This is a genomic window from Gracilimonas sp. (assembly GCF_035704785.1).
Taxonomy (GTDB): Bacteria; Bacteroidota; Rhodothermia; order Balneolales; family Balneolaceae; genus Gracilimonas.
Map to the genome: position 1 here is coordinate 1 of NZ_DASSWP010000187.1, position 18494 is coordinate 18494.

Below are 18494 nucleotides of genomic sequence, written 5' to 3' on the forward strand. Positions count from 1 at the left end.
TTCTTGTGCAGGATTGTGTTATACCTTATCAATGGAAATCCGCCGATTTTCTTTGATCTCGCTGAAGTGGGAGGGTGAAAGTCCGGTTTCTTTCTTGAACTGTCGGGAAAAGTGTTGCTGACTGCTATAGCTTAACTCATAAGCAATTTCACTCAGGCTTTGTTCGCCGTAAACGATTAATTCTTTGGCGCGTTCAATTTTTTGGAGGATGTAGTAGCGTTCTATGGATTTTCCTTCTACCCCTGAAAATAAACGGCTGAGTTGCTGATAATCTTTATGAAGTTTTTTGGTGAGATAGTCGGAAAGTGGACCTTCAAGCTTTCGTCCTGTTCGGACCAATTGAATTACAAGTTGTTTAATTTGCTCAACCAGACGGCTGTTTTGGTCATTAATGACATCAAATCCATGTTTGCGTACCAATTCGGTAAAAGCCTCTTGCTGTCCTGCACCGATCGGCTTTTTGAGGGTCACTTCCCCCAACTCTATTTCTTTGACAGGAAATCCGGCCCGGTCCAGTTTCTCCCGGAGTACTTCACCGCAGTGGCTGCATACCATATTTTTTATATGGAAATGTTGATTCTTCATATCTCGAAAAGTAGCAAAGGAAGAAGACCATTCCCAATTACATTGTGACCAGATGCCCGGAATTCACCACAATTAAGGCGCACTTACCAAAAAAATATTCTCAGCGATTAACCCCTTATCGTTTTCTGTGATATCAAACTCAAAGATCAGCTCCCGGCTTGGGAGATATGAAGTATCAAAATCATCTTCGAATTGAGAGATATGTGCAAACACCGTTTTATAGGGAGATTCCTGATCCCGTGAATCCGTGATCCATAAACAGTCTTCTTTTCGGGTTAGAAACCGGAGGAATCCGTAGCCTTCATCCTGAGTGAAGTCATAGCAAACCCCACGAACACGCGATCCATTTTTTCCCCATTCATAAGGAGAGTCGATCGGTAAAAGTCCGGGAATCAGATAACCGGACACGGAAGAATCAACGCTTCTTTTGAGAGATGAAGAGACATTGTCAAAGCCAACCAGTTCTACGCGGCACCCTTTATTTTGAAGGGCATTCACCACGCTCACATAACTTCCGCTGCTGCTCAGTAACACCACTTTATCAAGATGATCTCCCTGAACCAGCATATCAACGGCCATATCCATATCGATGGTAGATTTAGATACCTTTTCACCCGTTTCTTGATTGGTATAGGTTTGAACTGGCTTTTCTGTCACCTTGTATTCAAAATCCCGAAGCACTTCGCAAAACCGTTGGGTCTTATTTCGATACTCATGATCTTCTTTCAGCCTATTTGCATCATAGCATAAATAGACATTTAGACGAGAAGCTACACCCCCTCCCCGGCAGGCAAACATTCGTAAAATATCATATCTGAGTCCATAGCCCCCATTCATTGTTACGTTAACGGCGTCTACAAAAATCCCTACTCGTTCATTTGTTTTCATAATAATATCCGGATACTGATAAATTTTTAATAATATCGGGAAGAGCGAATAATTCAATTTTATTAACTCTAACTCTACCAATCAATTAAGCCAAAATTTTTAATAAGAATCAACTTATTTAATGACTCTTAAATAAAGGGAGGAAATACTTTAAGCATCATGATGTTTTGGTCCGGAGAATAGATCGGTAGATCAGGAGGCTGATGGATAACAATCCTACAACCAACAAAAGAGCTGAAGACGTTAAGTCACTAAACCCGAATTTTAAAATAGTCGGTTTGAGATAGTAAAAACCGGCTGCCAAAAACATGACCCCAAAACCAGACACTAATTTATAAGGAACCTCAAATGCGTTGGTTGAATAGTAATAGATCAGCATAGCCATTACGGCATAGCTCAACAAGGTAGCTATAGCTGACCCCATCATCCCAAAGAACGGGATCATGATCAGGTTTGCAATAATGGTAATTCCGGCGCCAATTAATGTGATCTGTGGAAGCCGTTTGGTGGTTTCACTGATAAAAATTCCGGCCGAAAAGTTCACATACCAACCCTGAAACCAATAAGCCAGTAATAAAACAGGAACAATATTGAGCCCGCCCCAGAATTTTTCATCTACAAGATAAAAATCCAAAATTGGAACTTTGATGGAAACGATCTGTTCGGCAAAAAGCGCCACGGATAGAAAAATAGCCGCAGCCGCGAAATTGAATAAAGAGAAGGTTTGTGAAAATGTCTTTGGGGCAGAAGTCTCCTCCGACTGCCGCATAAAAAATGGTTGCCACGCCATGCGGAACATCTGAACCAATAACAGCATGAACACGGCGAGCTTGTAACAGGCACTGTAAATTCCAACGATGTCATCGGCTGAATAATCAGGACCATATAGTGTTTCAACGGTTTCGGAATCCATGGATTTAAGAAAGAATCGATCTATTAACTCATTTATGACATGCCCAAGTCCGGCCGGCACAAAGGGTAATCCAAAGATCAAGGCTTTTGTGAGAAGTTCGCGGTTCCATTTTCCCATAAACATCGGTATGGTGACTATCCATGTTGCAAGAGCGGTTAAAAGAGAAGCAACCAGATTACTTATAAATACAGCTTCAATACCATAATCGAGCCAAAGAATGAGGTAAAAATTGAGTCCTAAATTAATAAGAACATTTCCCGTCTTAATGGCGGCAAAAGAGATCGATTTGCGAATCAACCTCAGTTCAGCGAAAGGAACAATAGCCAAAGTGTCGAAAAAAAGAATGCCGAGCATCATCCATAGGATCGGGTTGCCAGTCTCAAGACCTATCATGGGGGAGATCAAGGGTTGCGCCAGCCATACTGCAACAACAAAGAGTGCTGAACTTCCCAGTAAGAAAAGCTGGAGTGTTTTAAAGAGGCTTTTTGCTTCGTCCCGGTCTTTACCGTATCGAATGTAAGCCGATTCCATGCCCATGGTAAAAAGCACATTAAACAGGGCAATGGCAGCAAAGATCAAACTTATAATTCCATACTGATCCTGATCAAAAACTCCGGTATGCAATGGCACTAACAGATACCCTATAAAACGAGCCAGCACACTGCTAATGCCGTAAACTAAGGTGTCTGAAAAAAGTTCTTTAAGCTTAGTCAATGCGGATAGTTATGTTAGATCTGAATTAAAAAATAGTGATCAGGCATTATTTTTGAGCTTTTCCAAAGCCTGAATGCCTAGTACATAGCTGTATTTACCAAAGCCTGTGATTATTCCATTCATCACGCTTCCGGTGATAGATTTCTCCCTGAATTCTTCTCGGGCATGAATATTAGAGATGTGAACTTCAACCTTAGGGATCTCAAGAGGTTCCAGGGTATCACGTAATGCTACAGAGGTGTGAGAATAACCACCGGGATTGATGACAAGGCCTTCGGTTCCGTCCGATAAAGCAGCCTGAATTTTATTGATCAATTCTCCCTCTACATTACTTTGATAAAACTCGAGGGAATGATTGGAAAATTCGGCTTTTAGAAACTCTTCAAGCTCAGCAAGACTTCCGGTTCCGTACACACCGGGATTTCGTTTACCCAGTAGATTCAAGTTTGGTCCGTTAATGATCAGTATGTTCATAAGTCAACTTTTTGGCGGATCTGTTCAGCGAGTTTTCTCATGCCGTCTTCGGTAACTTCCACTTTCTTTCCAAGGCTGAAAGCCTGCGTTTCTTTGTAGATCGGGATGAGGTGAATGTGCGCATGAGGAACTTCCATTCCTTCTACAATCACACCGGTGCGAATGGGTTTTAAGGACTTATCAATACCAAATGCTACTTTTTGAGAAAATTTGGTCAGTTCAGCAAGCTCGTCCGGTTTTAAGTCAAAAAGATAATCTACTTCCCGCTTTGGGATACATAGCGTGTGGCCTTTTGCGGCGGGATTAATATCTAAAAAGGCATAATGCTTTTCATCTTCAGCTATTTTATAGCTTGGAATCTCCCCATTAATGATCTTAGTAAAAATGCTCGACATAATTCTAATTGAAAGATGTTATTTTGAGTTAAGATACTATCCAAAAAAGAGAAATCCTTATGAACTCTGCAAGGGCTGCTATATATACTGCAATTATTATTTTGTGTGAGGTGATAGCATCCCCGGTTGTTATGGCTCAGTCGTCAGAAGATCTGGTGGGGATCGTAACGGCACAACAGATCATAGATCATGACCGTATTTTCAGAATTTATGTGAACAGGTATGAACCGGAAAATGAAGTTGTAGATTATTTACAAACCCAGAAGGACTCATTAACACTCAATATTTTCTTTGGGAATTGGTGCAGAGAATCCAAAAAATATATACCGGGATTGATGAAGTTGTTACAGGTGGTAGATTCTGACCTGATTGAAGTGAAATACATTGCGGTAGATTTTGAGAAAAAAAATCCGGATTTATTTTTAAATGAGTTTGATATCAAATATATTCCTACCGTTGTGGTTTTAAAAGGCAATGTCGAAATAGGACGAATTGAAGAAAAACCACACCAACTGATTGAGACTGATTTGGTTCAGATCCTGAAGGAGGCATCGAGAAATGATGATTAAAAAAGTGCATTTTTTCGTTGTACTCTAATTGATAAATGCCTTATCTTTGGAATCTATTTTAGAATCGGTAGCTCAGTTGGTAGAGCAACGGCCTTTTAAGCCGTGGGTCGAGGGTTCGAGCCCCTCCCGATTCACACGATTTTTTAAGAAATTTTATTAAGACTCTCTCTTGACCAGCCCCAGACGATTGACCTCGGATGGGGTTTTTTTATGGGCAAGGTTTAAGCTAATCTATGGTCACAATGGGACGCAGCCTTTGCAATGTTTTTGGCCCAATACCTTTTATGTTAGTGATCTCTTCAACGCTGTTAAAACCACCATTTTCTAAGCGATAGTCTATAATTCGTTTTGAAAAAGCAGGGCCAATTCCCGGAAGCATTTGTAAAGTAGCCTCATCAGCTGTGTTAATATTAATGGGATACATGATATTTAGTGGGCTTCCGGTATCCACTCCTCACTTTACTTTGTGCAATAACTTGTGAATTATTAAGTACCCAAAAAAGAGAAATAAAAAGAAGGAATTTTGGTTTCATATGGGCTAAATACCTGATTGTACTTAATAACCAAATTAATGTATTTTGGAACAATAACGGAAATCTACAGGCCTATTTATGAATCTTCAATTTTTAAACCCGCTAAGGTGGAAAAAATCTTTTCTGGGATTATTACTTATTGCCTTTTTGGTGGTTTGGTTTGCTTTTATAGATTCATACAGCCTGAAAACACGTTGGGATCTGTACTCTCAAAAGAAAGAGCTTAAAGAGCGTACTAAAGAGCTTAACGCGCGATCTAAAGAGCTAAAAACAAAAATAGAGCAATTAGATAAAGACCCCGCTCTTCTGGAAAAAATTGCTCGTGAAGAATATGGGATGAGAAAACCCGGTGAAACAGTGTATAAAGTTAAGCGTCAGAAATAAGAGTTCTGTTTGGTTCATGCTGGTAGGCCCATTATCTTTCTCAGAATAAAAAAATAAGCTTCTAATTGAGACCAAATGAAAGCTATTGGTGTAGATCTAGGCGGTACTAATATAAAAGCTGCTGTAGTAGAAAAAGATAATGGTATTATTGAACAGGTTACTACACCCACCCAGGCAAATTTAGGGAGGGATCACCTTCTGGATCGAATTGCAGAAACTGTTAAAGATCTGGTAAAAAAAAATGAGATCGTGGGAATAGGCTTGGGAATGCCCGGAATGGTTTCAAAGGATCAAACCACAGTTAATAATCCTCCGAATCTGCCGGGTTGGATCTCAGTAAATGCTGCTGAGGAGATCGAAAAGAGAACAAATATCCCCTGCAGAATTGAAAATGATGCCAATATAGCGGCATTGGGTTCTTTGCATTTTGGTGCAGGACAACAATTCGACAGTTTTATTATGATCACCCTTGGTACAGGTGTAGGCGGCGGTATTATTTATGAGCGCAACTTGTTTAAGGGCACTGAAGGCATGGCGGGAGAGCTTGGCCATGTGATCATTGACTATCATGGCCCGCTATCAAACAGCGTTACAAGAGGAACAGTAGAAGCCTATTTGGGGCAACGCTTTTTGAGCAGGTTCGCCACGGATCTGATTTCCCAAAACCCAACAAATGCTCTGTACAAAAAATTCGTAAACGATTTTGATAAACTGGAGCCGGTTGACCTGACAAATGCGGCAAAAGAAGGAAATGAACTTGCAATAGAGATATTAGCCAAGAGTGGCCAAAGATTAGGATATGCCATTATCAACTATGTGCATATGATGGATATTCGAAAGTTTGTGGTTAGCGGAGGGGTATCTAAAGCCGGAGATTTTCTATTTGAACCTGCAAAAGAAATTGTACGAAAGCACATGATGGAACCGTTCAGAAAAGGATTTGAGCTGGTATATGAAGATCTTGGTAACGATAGTGCTTTATTAGGTGCTGCAGGTTTGGCATTCGATTCTTTTTCTAATTGATAATATTTATGTTTCCCGTCATAAAAAAACATATAGGCAGGTGCATTTCAGGTATTTGCCTGTTTTTATTTATGACCATGCCACTTTTTGCCCAGGAAGCAGACACGACCGCCGCAGTTAGTGATACCACGGGTATCCAAAATTCTTCTCAATCCGGTCCTATTCCTGAAAGTGCTGTTCGATTTCAATCCTCAGATTCTTTGATCATCGATTTTGTAGGTGGCAAGAAAGCTTTTTTGTTTGGCTCCGCTCAGGTTAAACATACAGCCGGCGAACTGAGAGCCGGCGAAATAAACATAGACATTGAAAATACAACAGTGGAAGCAAGAACTTTGACGCCCGAAGATACCTTATCAAGGCCGGTTTTGGTTCGGGAAACAGATGAGATCAAAAGCACACGGATCCTTTTTAATTATAAAACTCAGAAAGGAAAATTTGAAGCAGCTCAGGTTCAGGTTTCCGAAGGGCATCTTATTGGGTCGAAAATTAAGAATATAAATGAGAGTGAAGTTTTCATTGAAGATGGTATCTACTCTACTTGTCCGCCAGAGTATATGTACTACTATCTAAAGGCAAAGAAAATGAAGGTAGTAGATCAGGATGAGCTGTTTTTCAGCAATGCCCAACTTTATATTTTGGATATTCCATATCCGATTATATTTCCCTTTGGTTATGTACCTACAGATATTGAAAAAAAGCGTTCAGGGCTTTTAATGCCAACCTATGCTTTTCAGGATCAGAATGACCGGGGACTGGGTTTACAAAATGTAGGTTGGTTTCAATATTTTAACGATTATCTGACCGGACAGGTTGATGGTGATATCTATACTTCAGGCTCATTTTACTTAAACAGCCTGTTTCAGTATAGAAACACAGATCGGTACAGTGGATCTCTCAGGTTTGGATATTCCAATGACAGGGGAATGGAGCCCACTGATCCCGAATTCACAGAAAGAATTCAGAGGTCAGTATCCGTTCAGCACAACCAAACGATCTCCCCGTATGCTTCAATATCGGCAAATGTAAATCTGAGAACGGCAGATTTTAATCGCAGAAACTCTTACGACATTGATGAGCGGGCTCAAACAAATTCTGACTCAAGAATATCTTATAACTACAGGCACCCTGAAAATCTTTATACCTTTAGTACCAATATGCAACTGGTCCAAAACTTTACAAACTATTCTACAATATTAAGTGGCCCAACAGCTAATTTCAGGCTGAAAACTTTCTCCCCATTTCAAAGTAATGCTGCGTCCGGAGATCAAAATTGGTATGAGACTATAAGTCTGAGCTATGACAACTCATTGAGATCACGATTCAGTTTCGACCCTATTAACGCTGACAGTTCACAGATTACTTTTTTTGAGGCTCTTACTGATAAGGACTTATATGAAGAGGCGACCGGAAATGACAATTATATTCAGGCAGGATTTCAACAGTCAGCCGTAATGCAGATCGGACAATTAATTCCGAGTCAGTTTTTAAACATCTCTGCAAGTTTTAATATCAACGAAAACTGGTATCCATCTTCAATCCGGAAATCATATAATCAAGATTCTGCACGTGTGGAAATTGAAAAAGTATATGGATTTACTGCTGCAAGAGAATTCAATACAGGATTGAATTTTGGAACTACATTTTATGGTATCTCAAACCTCAAATTAGGTAATTTTCAAGGATTTAGGCATACGGCTCGTCCATCGATTGGCTTTAACTACCGTCCCGATTTTAGTGATGAAAGGTGGGGCTATTACCGAACAGTTCAAACGGATCCATCAGGTAATACAGAGAGGTATTCAATTTTTGAGGATGAAATTTTCAACGGTCCGGGAGCCGGTGAACAACGTGCAATCAGTTTTTCTATGCAAAATGTTTTTGAGACAAAATTGATCAAGAGAGACAGTACAGGTGAAATTACAGAAAAGAATATTCGTTTTATCGACAACTTATCATTAAATACCTCCTATAATTTTGCCGCCGATAGCCTGAATCTAAGTAACCTGAATACGAGGATAAGTTCTAACGCAATTTCAGGGTTAAATATAAATGCCTCAGCCAATTTTTCATTCTATCAACTTGATTCGACGGGTGCCGAAATAGACCGGTTCTTTATTGAAGATGGAAAAAAGCTTGCTCAGATAAGGTCTTTTTCACTCAGTGCAAGCACATCCTTTAGAGGCGGTAATGGAATAGAAGTTTATACCCCTGTGTATAGCCGTAGATATGACCCTTATGATCAGTCAACCTTTCACCCTATTGATTCTCGTTTTGGGTATGAGCCGGTATCTCCGGTTAATTCTCCATGGAGCGTTTCATTAAACTTTAGTTATAACTGGAATTATCGTTTTGGACAAGATCCTGTGAAAAGAGCTACTTTGAGAGCTTCAAGTATATCTTTCAATCTTACACCAAAATGGCGCTTTAATACAGATGTTGGATATGATTTTATCGCAAAAGAATTTACCCCATCACAATTTTCTTTAAGTCGTAACTTAGAGTGCTGGAATCTTTCATTTCAGATCAACCCTTTTGGAGATTTTCAGTATTATTTTTTCCGGTTAAGTGTCAATAGCGCTCAAATACAGAGTTTATTCCAGAAATTACCGGTACTTAAAAACCTGGAAAGAAGTTCAAGCCCAACCGGTGCAAGAGGTCGTTATTAGAAGCAGTTAAAGAGAATCACGGCCGACATTTGCTAAATATTTTATTACGTATTTACCAATTACATCGAATTCAAGATTCAGTGAGTCACCTATCTTTTTCTCTTTTAGATTGGTGTGATTCCAGGTGTAGGGTATAATAGCAACGACAAAGGTATTCTTGTCTTCCCGGGCCACGGTAAGGCTTATTCCTTCAACAGTGACACTTCCTCTTCCTACGATCATATTGGTAAATTCATCAGGATATTCGATGGTAAGCAGCCATCCTGTTTTTTCTTGTTCGATGCTTTTTATGGTACCGGTAGTGTCTACATGTCCTTGAACAAGATGCCCTTCAATTCCTGTTTGTAAAGTAAGAGACCGTTCCAGATTAACCGAGCTTCCTTCCCTAAGATCACCAATCGAAGTTTTTCGTAAAGTTTCTTCAACACTTTGTACAGTGAATGTTTGTTCGTTAAAGGCCGTAACGGTATGGCAGGCTCCATTTATAGCAATGCTTTCATCTTCATGACAGGTGTGTGCAAATGAACAGGAAATTTTCATTTCCTTGCCTCCCCCATTCAATGATTTGATCTCTGTTACTTTCCCAACTTCTTGTACAATTCCTGTAAACATAATGTCAAAAATATCCGGTTAATAGTATGTCATCGCCAACTTGTGTCCAGGTTGCATCCTTGAGCTCAGCAATTTCATTCATTTTATTGATACCAATGTCGATCAGTGATCTCGTTCCTGCTCCCAACACTTTAGGAGCAATAAATAGTTCAAGCTTATCTACAAGACCTTGCCTGATCAAGGCTGATGAGAGTTGTTGCCCTCCTTCTACTAAAATAGAGGAGATACCTTTTTCTGCTAACAGCTTGAATGTTTGACGAAGGTCAACATGGCCATCGACTTTAGAAACCTGAAGAACTTCCCCCCGAAAGTAATTTTGTTGCATTACTTTTAACATAGGGTCCGCATCAGTAGCAGATGCTTCTTTATTCCAAGTTATTATGGTTGTCTTTTCTTCAAATTTATCGGAAAACAGGTTTAATTCCTTTGGCAATTCATAGGGCCCATCGATGACAATTCGCTGTGGCTGCCTGCCTGCAACATGCCTTACGGTAAGACTTGGATTGTCAACCACAGCGGTAGTTCTGCCCACCAAAATGGCATCATACTCTGCCCGCCACTTATGAACCAATGTGCGGGCTTTCTTCCCTGTTATCCATTTAGACTCACCATCTGCTGCAGCTAAAAACCCATCTGCGGTTTGCGCAATTTTTAATGTAATGAAGGGACGGCCAAAAGACTGATGATGAATAAAAAATTCGTTCAATTTCTCTGCTTCTTCTTTTAATAAACCTATCTCAACATCGATCCCTTTATTTCGAAGATGGAGGATTCCTTTTCCATTTACTGCAGGATTAGGATCTTTCATGGCTACAAAAACACTTTTAATGGGTAGTTCACCCAACATATTTGCACAGGGAGGGGTTTTACCATGATGGGAGCAAGGCTCTAAAGTAACATATACGGTTGCATTTTTAAGGTCGTTTTTACTTTTTACGGATTTGACAGCACTAACTTCAGCATGTGCTTCCCCAAATTTTTTATGGTATCCCTCGCCGATCTTGACACCTTCTTCTGAAACAATTATACAACCAACCATAGGATTGGGCGAAACAGATCCCCTTCCTTTTTCAGCAAGCGAAAGAGCTTGACGCATCCAGTGTTTGTGGGAATTTTTATTGGAAGAAACCATACAGTTAATCTACGATTTTTAGACTACCGTTACATTAGCTGAAACAAAAAAGGGTGAGAAGAAACTTCTCACCCTTGAGATCAATAATTGTAATTTTTATCGGAGTAGCCGAGATCGGTTGTCAACAATGTTGGCATTATCACGGAGCTCTTCTAACCAAATAGAAGTAAACTCTTGTAATTTTTGTTGTTCTAACTGCTGGCGGATAGTAAGACGTGTTTGCTGATCAAGATTCGCAAGGTCCGCTTCATTTTTGTTTAAGACTTCCACCACAAATACAGCACTATTTCCGGTAAGCGCATTAGATGTTTCGCCTTCATTCAGTGCAAATATTGCACCAATAACCATTGGCTCTCGTCCTGCACCCGGAATTAAAGTGGCGCTAGATCTAAGATTATTTACGGTTTGGATTTCTTTACTAGCAGCTTCAGCTAATGCGTCCAACGTTTGGTTTTGGCTTAATAAGCTTTGGACTTTTTCGCGGGTCAGTTCTTTGCGGCGTTCAATTTTCACCATATTCTCAACTTGTGACCGAACCTCATCAAATGGTCTGTAACCTTCAGGGGTCACTTCAACCACCTCAACTACAACAAAGTCAGAATTTAATTCAAATACGTCAGAAACCTCACCTTCATCGGCAGACTCCAGGAAGTTCATGATCTGTTGGCTGCTACCAAGTCCGGAAATAAAGTTGGTTCCTTTCGTGGCAAAGGCTTCTTTGACCTCTAATTCCCGTGATTCAGCTTCTTCTGAGAAGCTTGTTTCTTCAGAGGCAAAAAATTCAAAATCAGCGGCTCTTTCATTTGCCAGGTCAATAGTAGCAGGGAGTGCCTGTATATTATAGCTCATGATCTGAAATTTAATTTCGTTGCCGCGTTGTGCTTCTTTCTTTAAAATAACTGCTTGGTTTGCAGTTAAGATCACCTCAGAAACTTCGCCAACCTCCAAATCAAGCACAGCCTGATATTCTTCCCGGATATCTTCACTTTCCACAAAGGATGAATTATAATTCGTGGAGGATGCCTGTCGGGCAAGGAAAAGGGAATCGCTTTCTGTATTTTCGAAAGGATCTCTAAGTTCCTGAAGGTCTTCGACTATTTGAGCGGTATCTGAAGCAGAAGGTAATTTGCTGAAAGTAACATATTGGATACGATAGCTTTCGTCACGGCTGTAGCGGTCTTTGTTGTTGTTGTAATAAGTAAGAAGCTCACTATCTGTGATCTCAAGCTCCTGATCGGTTACTTCGCTGTAAGGAAAGCGTACATAATTGACATCAGCTGTACTATTAGCTTTGATGAACTCTTGCTCAACTTCTGCTTCAGTAACCTGCAGACCGGCAGATATAAAGTTATTCAATTTTTGCTGGCGGCGTTGCTCCCTTAGCTGAAGCTCAAGAGCTATAGCTTGCTGAGAAAACTCACTGGAGGAAAGAACCTGCTGAATTGCAGCTCGATCTATGGTTCCATCTTCGCGTGTAAAGTTTTGACGAATTATTGGAGCAGGGTTATCTCCGAAAACCATATCCAGAATTTCCTGATCTGAAACAGTAATACCCAGTTCATCCATTTTCTGCTCTAACAGCTTGGAGTTCACTAACTCATTCCAAACCTGATTTTCATAAGAAGCACGCATTTCAGCAGATAAAGAATTTCCAGTTTGCTGGCTATATGCATTTGAATAATATTGAACGCGGCTCTGATACTCTTCATTAGTTATTTTCTCACCATTTACGCTACCTAAAGTATTGGGTCCGGCTTGCATTGCATCAAAAAAGTTAACATCTGCCAAAACCCATAAAAGGCCAAAAGAACCAATCAGCACCCACAGAATGAAACCGGTGCTGTTTCTCATTTTTTCCATTACACCCATAAAAGGTTACCTCTAAAAAATCATTTATAAATTGCGATTTAGTTACTGTCGGCGTCAATTTTAACCTTTGACAGTAAGCTTGGAAATATAAGCGAATACCCAAGGAATTGAAAGCAAATTAAGCGAAGCTTAGGTTAAAATACCTCAATTAGTCGCATATGCTTTAAGTACTTGCCGGGATCTTTGTTAATATTCTTGATCAGGAGGTTAAGATTAGCAGAAAGGCTGTCGATATTGTTATATAAAGACGGATCATTAACCATTTTGCCGAGCGAACCTTCCCCGTCGTTTATTTTAGTAAGTACTTCGTTTAACGTAAGGTTAGTCTCATTTAAACCACCGCTTAAGGTTTCAAGCTCAGCGCTGGTAGCTTCTAAATTGTTTATTAGAGAAGTTAGCTTTTCTTTGTTATCAGAACTGAGATCATCGAGGTTTTCAAGAGTATTTTTGGCAGCTAGTATCATACTGTCTAAATCACTTTGTCTCTTTTGGATGAGTCCGTTTAACGATCCCGTAGTTGATTCTAAATTACTGATAATGCCAGAAATATTTGCTTTGCTTTCTTCAGTCAGGGTTTCGTTAAGGCTTCCAACAAGTTTCTCAACACCACGTATAGAAGCTGAGATGTCATCGCTGATCCTTGATCCTTGTTCAGCAAAGCTGTCCATCATTCCCTGCTCATACACCCCTTTAATGGAGCCTTGGTGACTAACCATTTGCTCTGAGTCTGATTTCTCAATTTCAATATATTTCCCGCCAAGTACCCCACTTGATTTTAGAAGAGCGGTAGACCCCTTTGGTATCTGATAACCATCTTCAATTTGTAAAGCAACAAGGGTTGAATCGGAATCCAGAAGATTCATGTTCTTTACAGTTCCAATTTTAAAACCTTTCACGTTTACTACATTTCCGGGAATGAGGCCATATACCTGATTAAATTTGGTATAAACTGTTGTTGATGTTCTGAATAGTGGGATATCTTTCATTACGCTATATCCCAGGAAAGCTACGATAGTAGCCACCAGAATTGTAATGCCAATTTTAAGTTCGTTGGAAACTTTTGCCAAAACAGGTCTCCTTTACAGGTTTTAATTTATTTGATATTCGCTGGCAGAAATGAATTCGAGCAAGTTTTGATTATCGCTATGCTTCATGTCTTCAGTTTTGCCGAACCAACTAAGTTTTTGTTCATCCAAAAAAGCTACCCGGTCTGATATGGCCAATACACTGTGCATATCGTGAGTAATCACAACAGAGGTAATATCGAGATTGTTAGCCATAGCAACAATAAGTTCATTAATTTCCTCGGACGTTTTAGGATCAAGTCCGGAGGTGGGTTCGTCATATAAAAGATAGTCGGGTTTGAGAATAATTGCTCGTGCTAAACCAACCCGTTTTCTCATTCCGCCGGAAAGTTCTGAAGTTGATTTGTCGCCTGACTCTGCCAGGTTGACCATTCCTAGTGCTTCATTGACGTTATGGGTTATTTCTTCTTCACTTTGATCGGTAAAATACCTGAGAGGAAAAGCTACATTTTCAAACGTACTGATCGAATCAAATAACGCTCCTCCCTGGAATAAAATGCCAAAACGCTGTCTTACTTTTCTAAGTTCGGAATAAGTTAAATCAAACACACACTTTTCATCAATTAATACCTCTCCACTATCAGGATAGAGTAATGCATTTAGATGTTTTACCAACACGGACTTTCCACAACCGGACTTGCCAATCACAGCTGTAGTTTCTCCATCTTTAATATTAAAAGAAACATCTTCCCAAATGAGGAGGTTACCAAAACTTTTTGTCAGGTTTTTAATTTCTATCATGTTTTACAATAATATAGCAGCTAATGCAAAATCAGCTAAAAGTACAAAGATACAACTTAATACCGTCGCTTGTGTAGTAGCGGTTCCGACTCCTTCTGCCCCGCCAAATGCGTTATAACCTTTAAAGCAAGCGATGGAGGTTATGACAAATCCAAATACAACAGATTTTATGTAGCCGAAAATAATGTCTGATTCAAAGAAAAAGGCACGTGCCCCTTCCATAAACTCTGCTGCGGGTAAAATTCCATCTAATGCGCCGGCTGTAACACCTCCGATAATTCCAAAAACAGCTGCTGTTGTATATAGGATTGGGAACATTAAAAGACCGGCTAATATTCTCGGTACTACCAAAAATGAAACAGAGTTAAAACCCATTGATTCAAGAGCGTCTATCTGTTCACTTACGCGCATAGTTCCAAGTTCTGTAGAAATGCGTGCACCTACCTTTCCGGCTAACACAAGAGCACTGATCACTGCAGCTAGTTCAATAACGATAGACTGGGCAACAATAGAACCAATAATAGTACTTGGATAAATATCAGTATCTAATTGATAAGCTGTTTGCAGAGTAAGAACGGCTCCCGTAAAAATACCTGTGAGAAAAATAATGGGAATAGACTCATAGCCGACCTTTACAAATTCCTGAAAGAGGTTTTTGCGATAGGTGCTGAACTCTGTTGATGAACGTAATGCTTGATAGAGTAACTGGGCATATTTGCCAAATTGTGTTAACCCGGCCGCCCCTGGTAAATCTTGTAAATTGAAAATCATTTCTTAATCAATAATCTTGACGTATTGCCGAACCATTTGATTATATTACAAAACATTTTCGCCAATTGTGATTTATAAAATAGTTAAAAAGTGCGACTGATAGCATCTTTTCTGATAATCTTTATTGCCACTGAAATTACGGTAGCACAATCTAATACATCAAGTGTTTTTCGTTTTTTAGAGATAACCCCAACAGCGCGCTCTGCAGGCATGGGGGTAATCACGTGGGGTTATATAATGGTGATTTTAGTCTTATGCATATAAATCCGGCTTTATTAAATGGTAATTCTTCAGGTGCAGTCTCGGGTTCTTATATCAATTTTTTGACTGATGCCAACATGGGGTTTACCAGCGGAGCTTATAAATTTAAGAATATAGGTACGTTTGGAGCGGGAATATCGATACGGAATTTAGGTTCACAAATAACCACTTTCTATGATGAAAGTGAACCCCTTCCGCTTAATATTTCTATCGGTATTTCAAAAAAACCGGAAACATTTCCTTTACAGTTAATTCTTACTTTCAAGCAATTGAACAGTTGGGATCTTCGTACCTTTGGAGGAGCTGAGAAACCGAAGGTTCTGGATAATTTAGTTCGCCATGTTCTATTTGGTGGAGAAGCAAAAATTGCAGAGGTTGTTTATTTGCGTCTTGGGTATGACCACTATTTACACAAGCAAACTAAAACGGGTGGGAACTTTGATTTGGCCGGTTTTGGGTTTGGGTTTGAAGTGAAGAACATCATATTTGATTTCAACAGAAATTCCTACAGTAAATTAGGTGGTATTACAAGATTGAGCATTAAAACGAATCTGCTTTAAAAATTATTTTATTAACAAAAAAAAGTCACGTTAAGTGATCTGCTATTTATGATCAGATATATTACAGCCGGAGAATCTCATGGACCGGAACTTACTGGAATTGTAGAAGGAGTGCCGGCCGGTCTCAGTCTTACGGAAGAAGATATTGCAAAACATTTAGTGCGTCGCCAACAGGGGTACGGCCGTGGAGGAAGAATGGCATTTGAGAAAGACTTTGCGACCATAAATTCGGGTCTGCGTTTTTCTAAGACCATGGGAGGCCCAATTTCACTGCATATGCCCAACCGTGCTTTTAAAAAAGATGATGCAGGCTGGCCAACGGTGATGAATAAAAAAACAGAGAAGGAAGGAATTGAAAAGATCACTTTGCCAAGGCCCGGACATGCCGACCTGGTTGGTGCGCAAAAATATAAATTTGATGATATTCGCCCGGTCATAGAACGATCAAGTGCCCGAGAAACAGCTATGCGTGTAGCCTGTTGCAGTATTGCCCGTCAGTTTCTTAAGCACTTTGGAATTGAGATAGGTGGGCATGTTCTGCGTATTGGTTCTATAGGTTTTGATGGCTGGGATGAAGTAAGAAAAATTGTTGATCCATTAGCTGAAAATGGTGCTGAAGAAATTTATAAGGCAGCAGATAAATCTGATGTCCGCTGCCTAGACGAGAAACTATCCGCAGGCATGCGAGAAGAGATCAAAAAGCGCAGAAAAGAGGGATCTTCACTGGGTGGAATTTATGAGATCGTGATCACCGGTTTGCCCGTGGGGCTTGGAAGTTATGTTCATTGGGACCGAAAGTTAGATGGGCAATTAGCTCAGGCCATTATGGGAACTCAGGCTATGAAGGGTGTAGAGATCGGTTTAGGTTTTGAGTCAGGCCATCGCCCGGGTCATGAGGTTCATGATGAGATCACTTATGATCAAAACAATTTTAAGCGCAGAACGAACCGGATGGGTGGTATTGAAGGGGGAATGAGTACAGGCATGCCGATTATAATACGCGGCGTGATGAAGCCAATTCCAACTATGTTGAATCCACTTGGAACCGTAGATATGGAAACAAAAAAAGAAGAAGAAACTCGATATGAGCGTTCTGATGTATGTGCACTTCCAAGAGCAGTTGTAGTGGTAGAAAGCGTAATTGCTCCGGTTATAGCGAATGCTTTTTTGGAGAAATTTGGTGGCGACTCTATAGAAGAAATTGAAAGTAATTATAAAAGAGCCACACAATGAGTTCTCGTATTTCCACGTTGGCAAAAGCGGTAAAGGAAAATCCGGAAGATTCTTTTTATAAGTTTACTTTGGCTTTAGAAATGTTGAAAATAGATGAATACTCAAAGGCGAAGGTTTTATTTGAAGCTATTAAAAATAATGATCCAAGTTATGTAGGTGTATATTATCACTTGGCTAAGCTTTATATAGAGTTAGGTGAGAACAAAAAAGCTTTGAATACCTATAAAAAGGGAATTGAAGTGGCTGAACACCAAAATGATGAACATACAAAATCTGAATTGTCAACAGCTTTGTTAAATCTGGAAATTGAAATGAATGATTAGTTATGAATAAAAGAATCAGTTTGCTTAAAAAAATAATGGGTTTTGCTTTTTTGTTACTTTTCTTTTTTAGCATTGATGTGTTCGCTCAGGAAAGATCTACCTATGAGGTGAAACAGGGAGATACTTTATACGGGATCTCAAAAAAGCTGAATGTTACTATTCCGGAACTTCAGGAATGGAACAACCTTACAGGGAGTGAAATAGAGTTAGGTCAGCAGCTTGTTTATTACATTACCCAAAAAGACTCTGCTTCGGAAAATATTCCTGATGAGCCCTCCGATCCATTGATAAACAGCTCTTCGAATACTCAAAATGTGTTTTATACGGTCAAGAGTGGAGATACTCTTTATAGGATTGCCCGGGATCACAATATGACTCTGGATCAATTAAAGAGTTTAAACAATCTTACAAGTGATAATATAAGTGTCGGACAAAGATTATCAGTAAGAAAAAGCGCCGAAGCACCGCCATCGGTTACCCCGTTTTCTGAAGAATCTTCTCCTCAAGGAATGTTTTCAGTTTATGAAGTTAAAAGAGGAGAATCTGTTACCGCAATTATTACGCGTTTTAAAATGACTGAAGAAGAGTTTAAAAAACTGAATCCTGAATTAAATACAAACAGGCTTACAGCAGGGCAAGAAGTAACCGTTTTGCTTCCACCATCCAGAAATTATAAAAACCCTTATTTACAGAGAGCAAATTTACAGGATCTGGGTGTGGTGCAGGTGATGCATTATGACGCATCTGAGGTTGGTGAAACTAC

The 18494-nt window shown here is 39.7% G+C and carries 20 protein-coding genes and 1 tRNA gene; 9 read left to right on the forward strand and 12 right to left on the reverse strand.

Annotation, left to right across the window (positions count from 1 at the left end):
• Nucleotides 1-18: 18 nt before the first annotated feature.
• The 5 genes from VFM80_RS10825 to VFM80_RS10845 form a co-directional block, all read right to left on the reverse strand.
• Complete coding sequence (locus VFM80_RS10825; protein WP_395071845.1) at nt 19-585, reverse strand: helix-turn-helix domain-containing protein; 567 nt, start codon at nt 583-585, stop codon at nt 19-21.
• Between the two features lie 72 nt (nt 586-657).
• Nucleotides 658-1473: an NYN domain-containing protein gene (locus VFM80_RS10830; RefSeq protein ID WP_395071846.1), complete on the reverse strand. Its 816-nt coding sequence runs from the start codon at nt 1471-1473 to the stop codon at nt 658-660.
• Nucleotides 1474-1630: 157 nt separating this feature from the next.
• Nucleotides 1631-3100 (reverse strand): lipopolysaccharide biosynthesis protein, encoded by a 1470-nt coding sequence (locus tag VFM80_RS10835; RefSeq protein ID WP_395071847.1) that lies wholly within the window; start codon nt 3098-3100, stop codon nt 1631-1633.
• 39 nt (nt 3101-3139) lie between these two features.
• On the reverse strand, nt 3140-3574 hold the full coding sequence (aroQ, locus tag VFM80_RS10840; RefSeq protein ID WP_395071848.1) for a type II 3-dehydroquinate dehydratase: 435 nt from the start codon (nt 3572-3574) through the stop codon (nt 3140-3142).
• Nucleotides 3571-3969, reverse strand: coding sequence for an HIT family protein (locus tag VFM80_RS10845; protein ID WP_395071849.1), 399 nt, complete (start codon nt 3967-3969; stop codon nt 3571-3573). Before VFM80_RS10845 ends, aroQ begins: the two co-directional genes overlap by 4 nt.
• A 59-nt stretch (nt 3970-4028) precedes the next feature.
• On the opposite strand from VFM80_RS10845, the gene VFM80_RS10850 reads away from it, so the two are divergent.
• Both VFM80_RS10850 and VFM80_RS10855 read left to right on the forward strand, forming a co-directional pair.
• Entirely contained in the window at nt 4029-4538 is a 510-nt protein-coding gene (locus VFM80_RS10850) for a thioredoxin family protein (RefSeq protein WP_395071850.1), read from the forward strand.
• Nucleotides 4539-4599: 61 nt separating this feature from the next.
• Nucleotides 4600-4672 (forward strand) — tRNA-Lys (locus VFM80_RS10855).
• Nucleotides 4673-4764: 92 nt separating this feature from the next.
• Here the strand turns inward: VFM80_RS10855 and VFM80_RS10860 are convergent.
• Nucleotides 4765-4989, reverse strand: a complete 225-nt coding sequence (locus VFM80_RS10860; protein WP_395071851.1) for a ComEA family DNA-binding protein — start codon at nt 4987-4989, stop codon at nt 4765-4767.
• A gap of 160 nt (nt 4990-5149) precedes the next feature.
• On the opposite strand from VFM80_RS10860, the gene VFM80_RS10865 reads away from it, so the two are divergent.
• From VFM80_RS10865 to VFM80_RS10875, 3 genes are all read left to right on the forward strand, one after another.
• Nucleotides 5150-5455, forward strand: coding sequence for an FtsB family cell division protein (locus tag VFM80_RS10865; RefSeq protein WP_395071852.1), 306 nt, complete (start codon nt 5150-5152; stop codon nt 5453-5455).
• 75 nt (nt 5456-5530) lie between these two features.
• Nucleotides 5531-6478: an ROK family protein gene (locus VFM80_RS10870; protein ID WP_395071853.1), complete on the forward strand. Its 948-nt coding sequence runs from the start codon at nt 5531-5533 to the stop codon at nt 6476-6478.
• 77 nt (nt 6479-6555) lie between these two features.
• Nucleotides 6556-9144, forward strand: a complete 2589-nt coding sequence (locus tag VFM80_RS10875) for a putative LPS assembly protein LptD (protein WP_395071854.1) — start codon at nt 6556-6558, stop codon at nt 9142-9144.
• 6 nt (nt 9145-9150) lie between these two features.
• On the opposite strand, the gene VFM80_RS10880 is transcribed toward VFM80_RS10875, so the two are convergent.
• The 6 genes from VFM80_RS10880 to VFM80_RS10905 form a co-directional block, all read right to left on the reverse strand.
• Complete coding sequence (locus VFM80_RS10880) at nt 9151-9756, reverse strand: riboflavin synthase (RefSeq protein WP_395071855.1); 606 nt, start codon at nt 9754-9756, stop codon at nt 9151-9153.
• A 4-nt stretch (nt 9757-9760) separates the two neighbouring features.
• Nucleotides 9761-10888: a bifunctional diaminohydroxyphosphoribosylaminopyrimidine deaminase/5-amino-6-(5-phosphoribosylamino)uracil reductase RibD gene (gene ribD / locus VFM80_RS10885; protein ID WP_395071856.1), complete on the reverse strand. Its 1128-nt coding sequence runs from the start codon at nt 10886-10888 to the stop codon at nt 9761-9763.
• A gap of 96 nt (nt 10889-10984) precedes the next feature.
• On the reverse strand, nt 10985-12739 hold the full coding sequence (locus VFM80_RS10890) for a SurA N-terminal domain-containing protein (RefSeq protein ID WP_395071857.1): 1755 nt from the start codon (nt 12737-12739) through the stop codon (nt 10985-10987).
• A gap of 152 nt (nt 12740-12891) precedes the next feature.
• On the reverse strand, nt 12892-13824 hold the full coding sequence (locus VFM80_RS10895) for an MlaD family protein (protein WP_395071858.1): 933 nt from the start codon (nt 13822-13824) through the stop codon (nt 12892-12894).
• Between the two features lie 21 nt (nt 13825-13845).
• Nucleotides 13846-14583 carry an ABC transporter ATP-binding protein gene (locus tag VFM80_RS10900; RefSeq protein WP_395071859.1) on the reverse strand — a complete coding sequence of 246 codons (738 nt, stop codon included), beginning with the start codon at nt 14581-14583 and terminating at the stop codon, nt 13846-13848.
• Between the two features lie 3 nt (nt 14584-14586).
• Nucleotides 14587-15354, reverse strand: a complete 768-nt coding sequence (locus VFM80_RS10905; protein WP_395071860.1) for an MlaE family ABC transporter permease — start codon at nt 15352-15354, stop codon at nt 14587-14589.
• 224 nt (nt 15355-15578) lie between these two features.
• Between VFM80_RS10905 and VFM80_RS10910 the strand changes: the two genes are divergently transcribed.
• The 4 genes from VFM80_RS10910 to VFM80_RS10925 all read left to right on the forward strand — a co-directional run.
• Nucleotides 15579-16175, forward strand: coding sequence for a hypothetical protein (locus tag VFM80_RS10910; protein WP_395071861.1), 597 nt, complete (start codon nt 15579-15581; stop codon nt 16173-16175).
• Between the two features lie 48 nt (nt 16176-16223).
• Nucleotides 16224-17408 carry a chorismate synthase gene (gene aroC, locus VFM80_RS10915; RefSeq protein ID WP_395071862.1) on the forward strand — a complete coding sequence of 395 codons (1185 nt, stop codon included), beginning with the start codon at nt 16224-16226 and terminating at the stop codon, nt 17406-17408.
• Nucleotides 17405-17731, forward strand: a complete 327-nt coding sequence (locus tag VFM80_RS10920) for a tetratricopeptide repeat protein (RefSeq protein WP_395071863.1) — start codon at nt 17405-17407, stop codon at nt 17729-17731. The genes aroC and VFM80_RS10920 overlap by 4 nt, the downstream gene beginning before the upstream one ends.
• Nucleotides 17732-17733: 2 nt before the next feature.
• On the forward strand, nt 17734-18494 hold a 761-nt coding region (locus VFM80_RS10925), incomplete at its 3' end, for a LysM peptidoglycan-binding domain-containing protein (protein WP_395071864.1).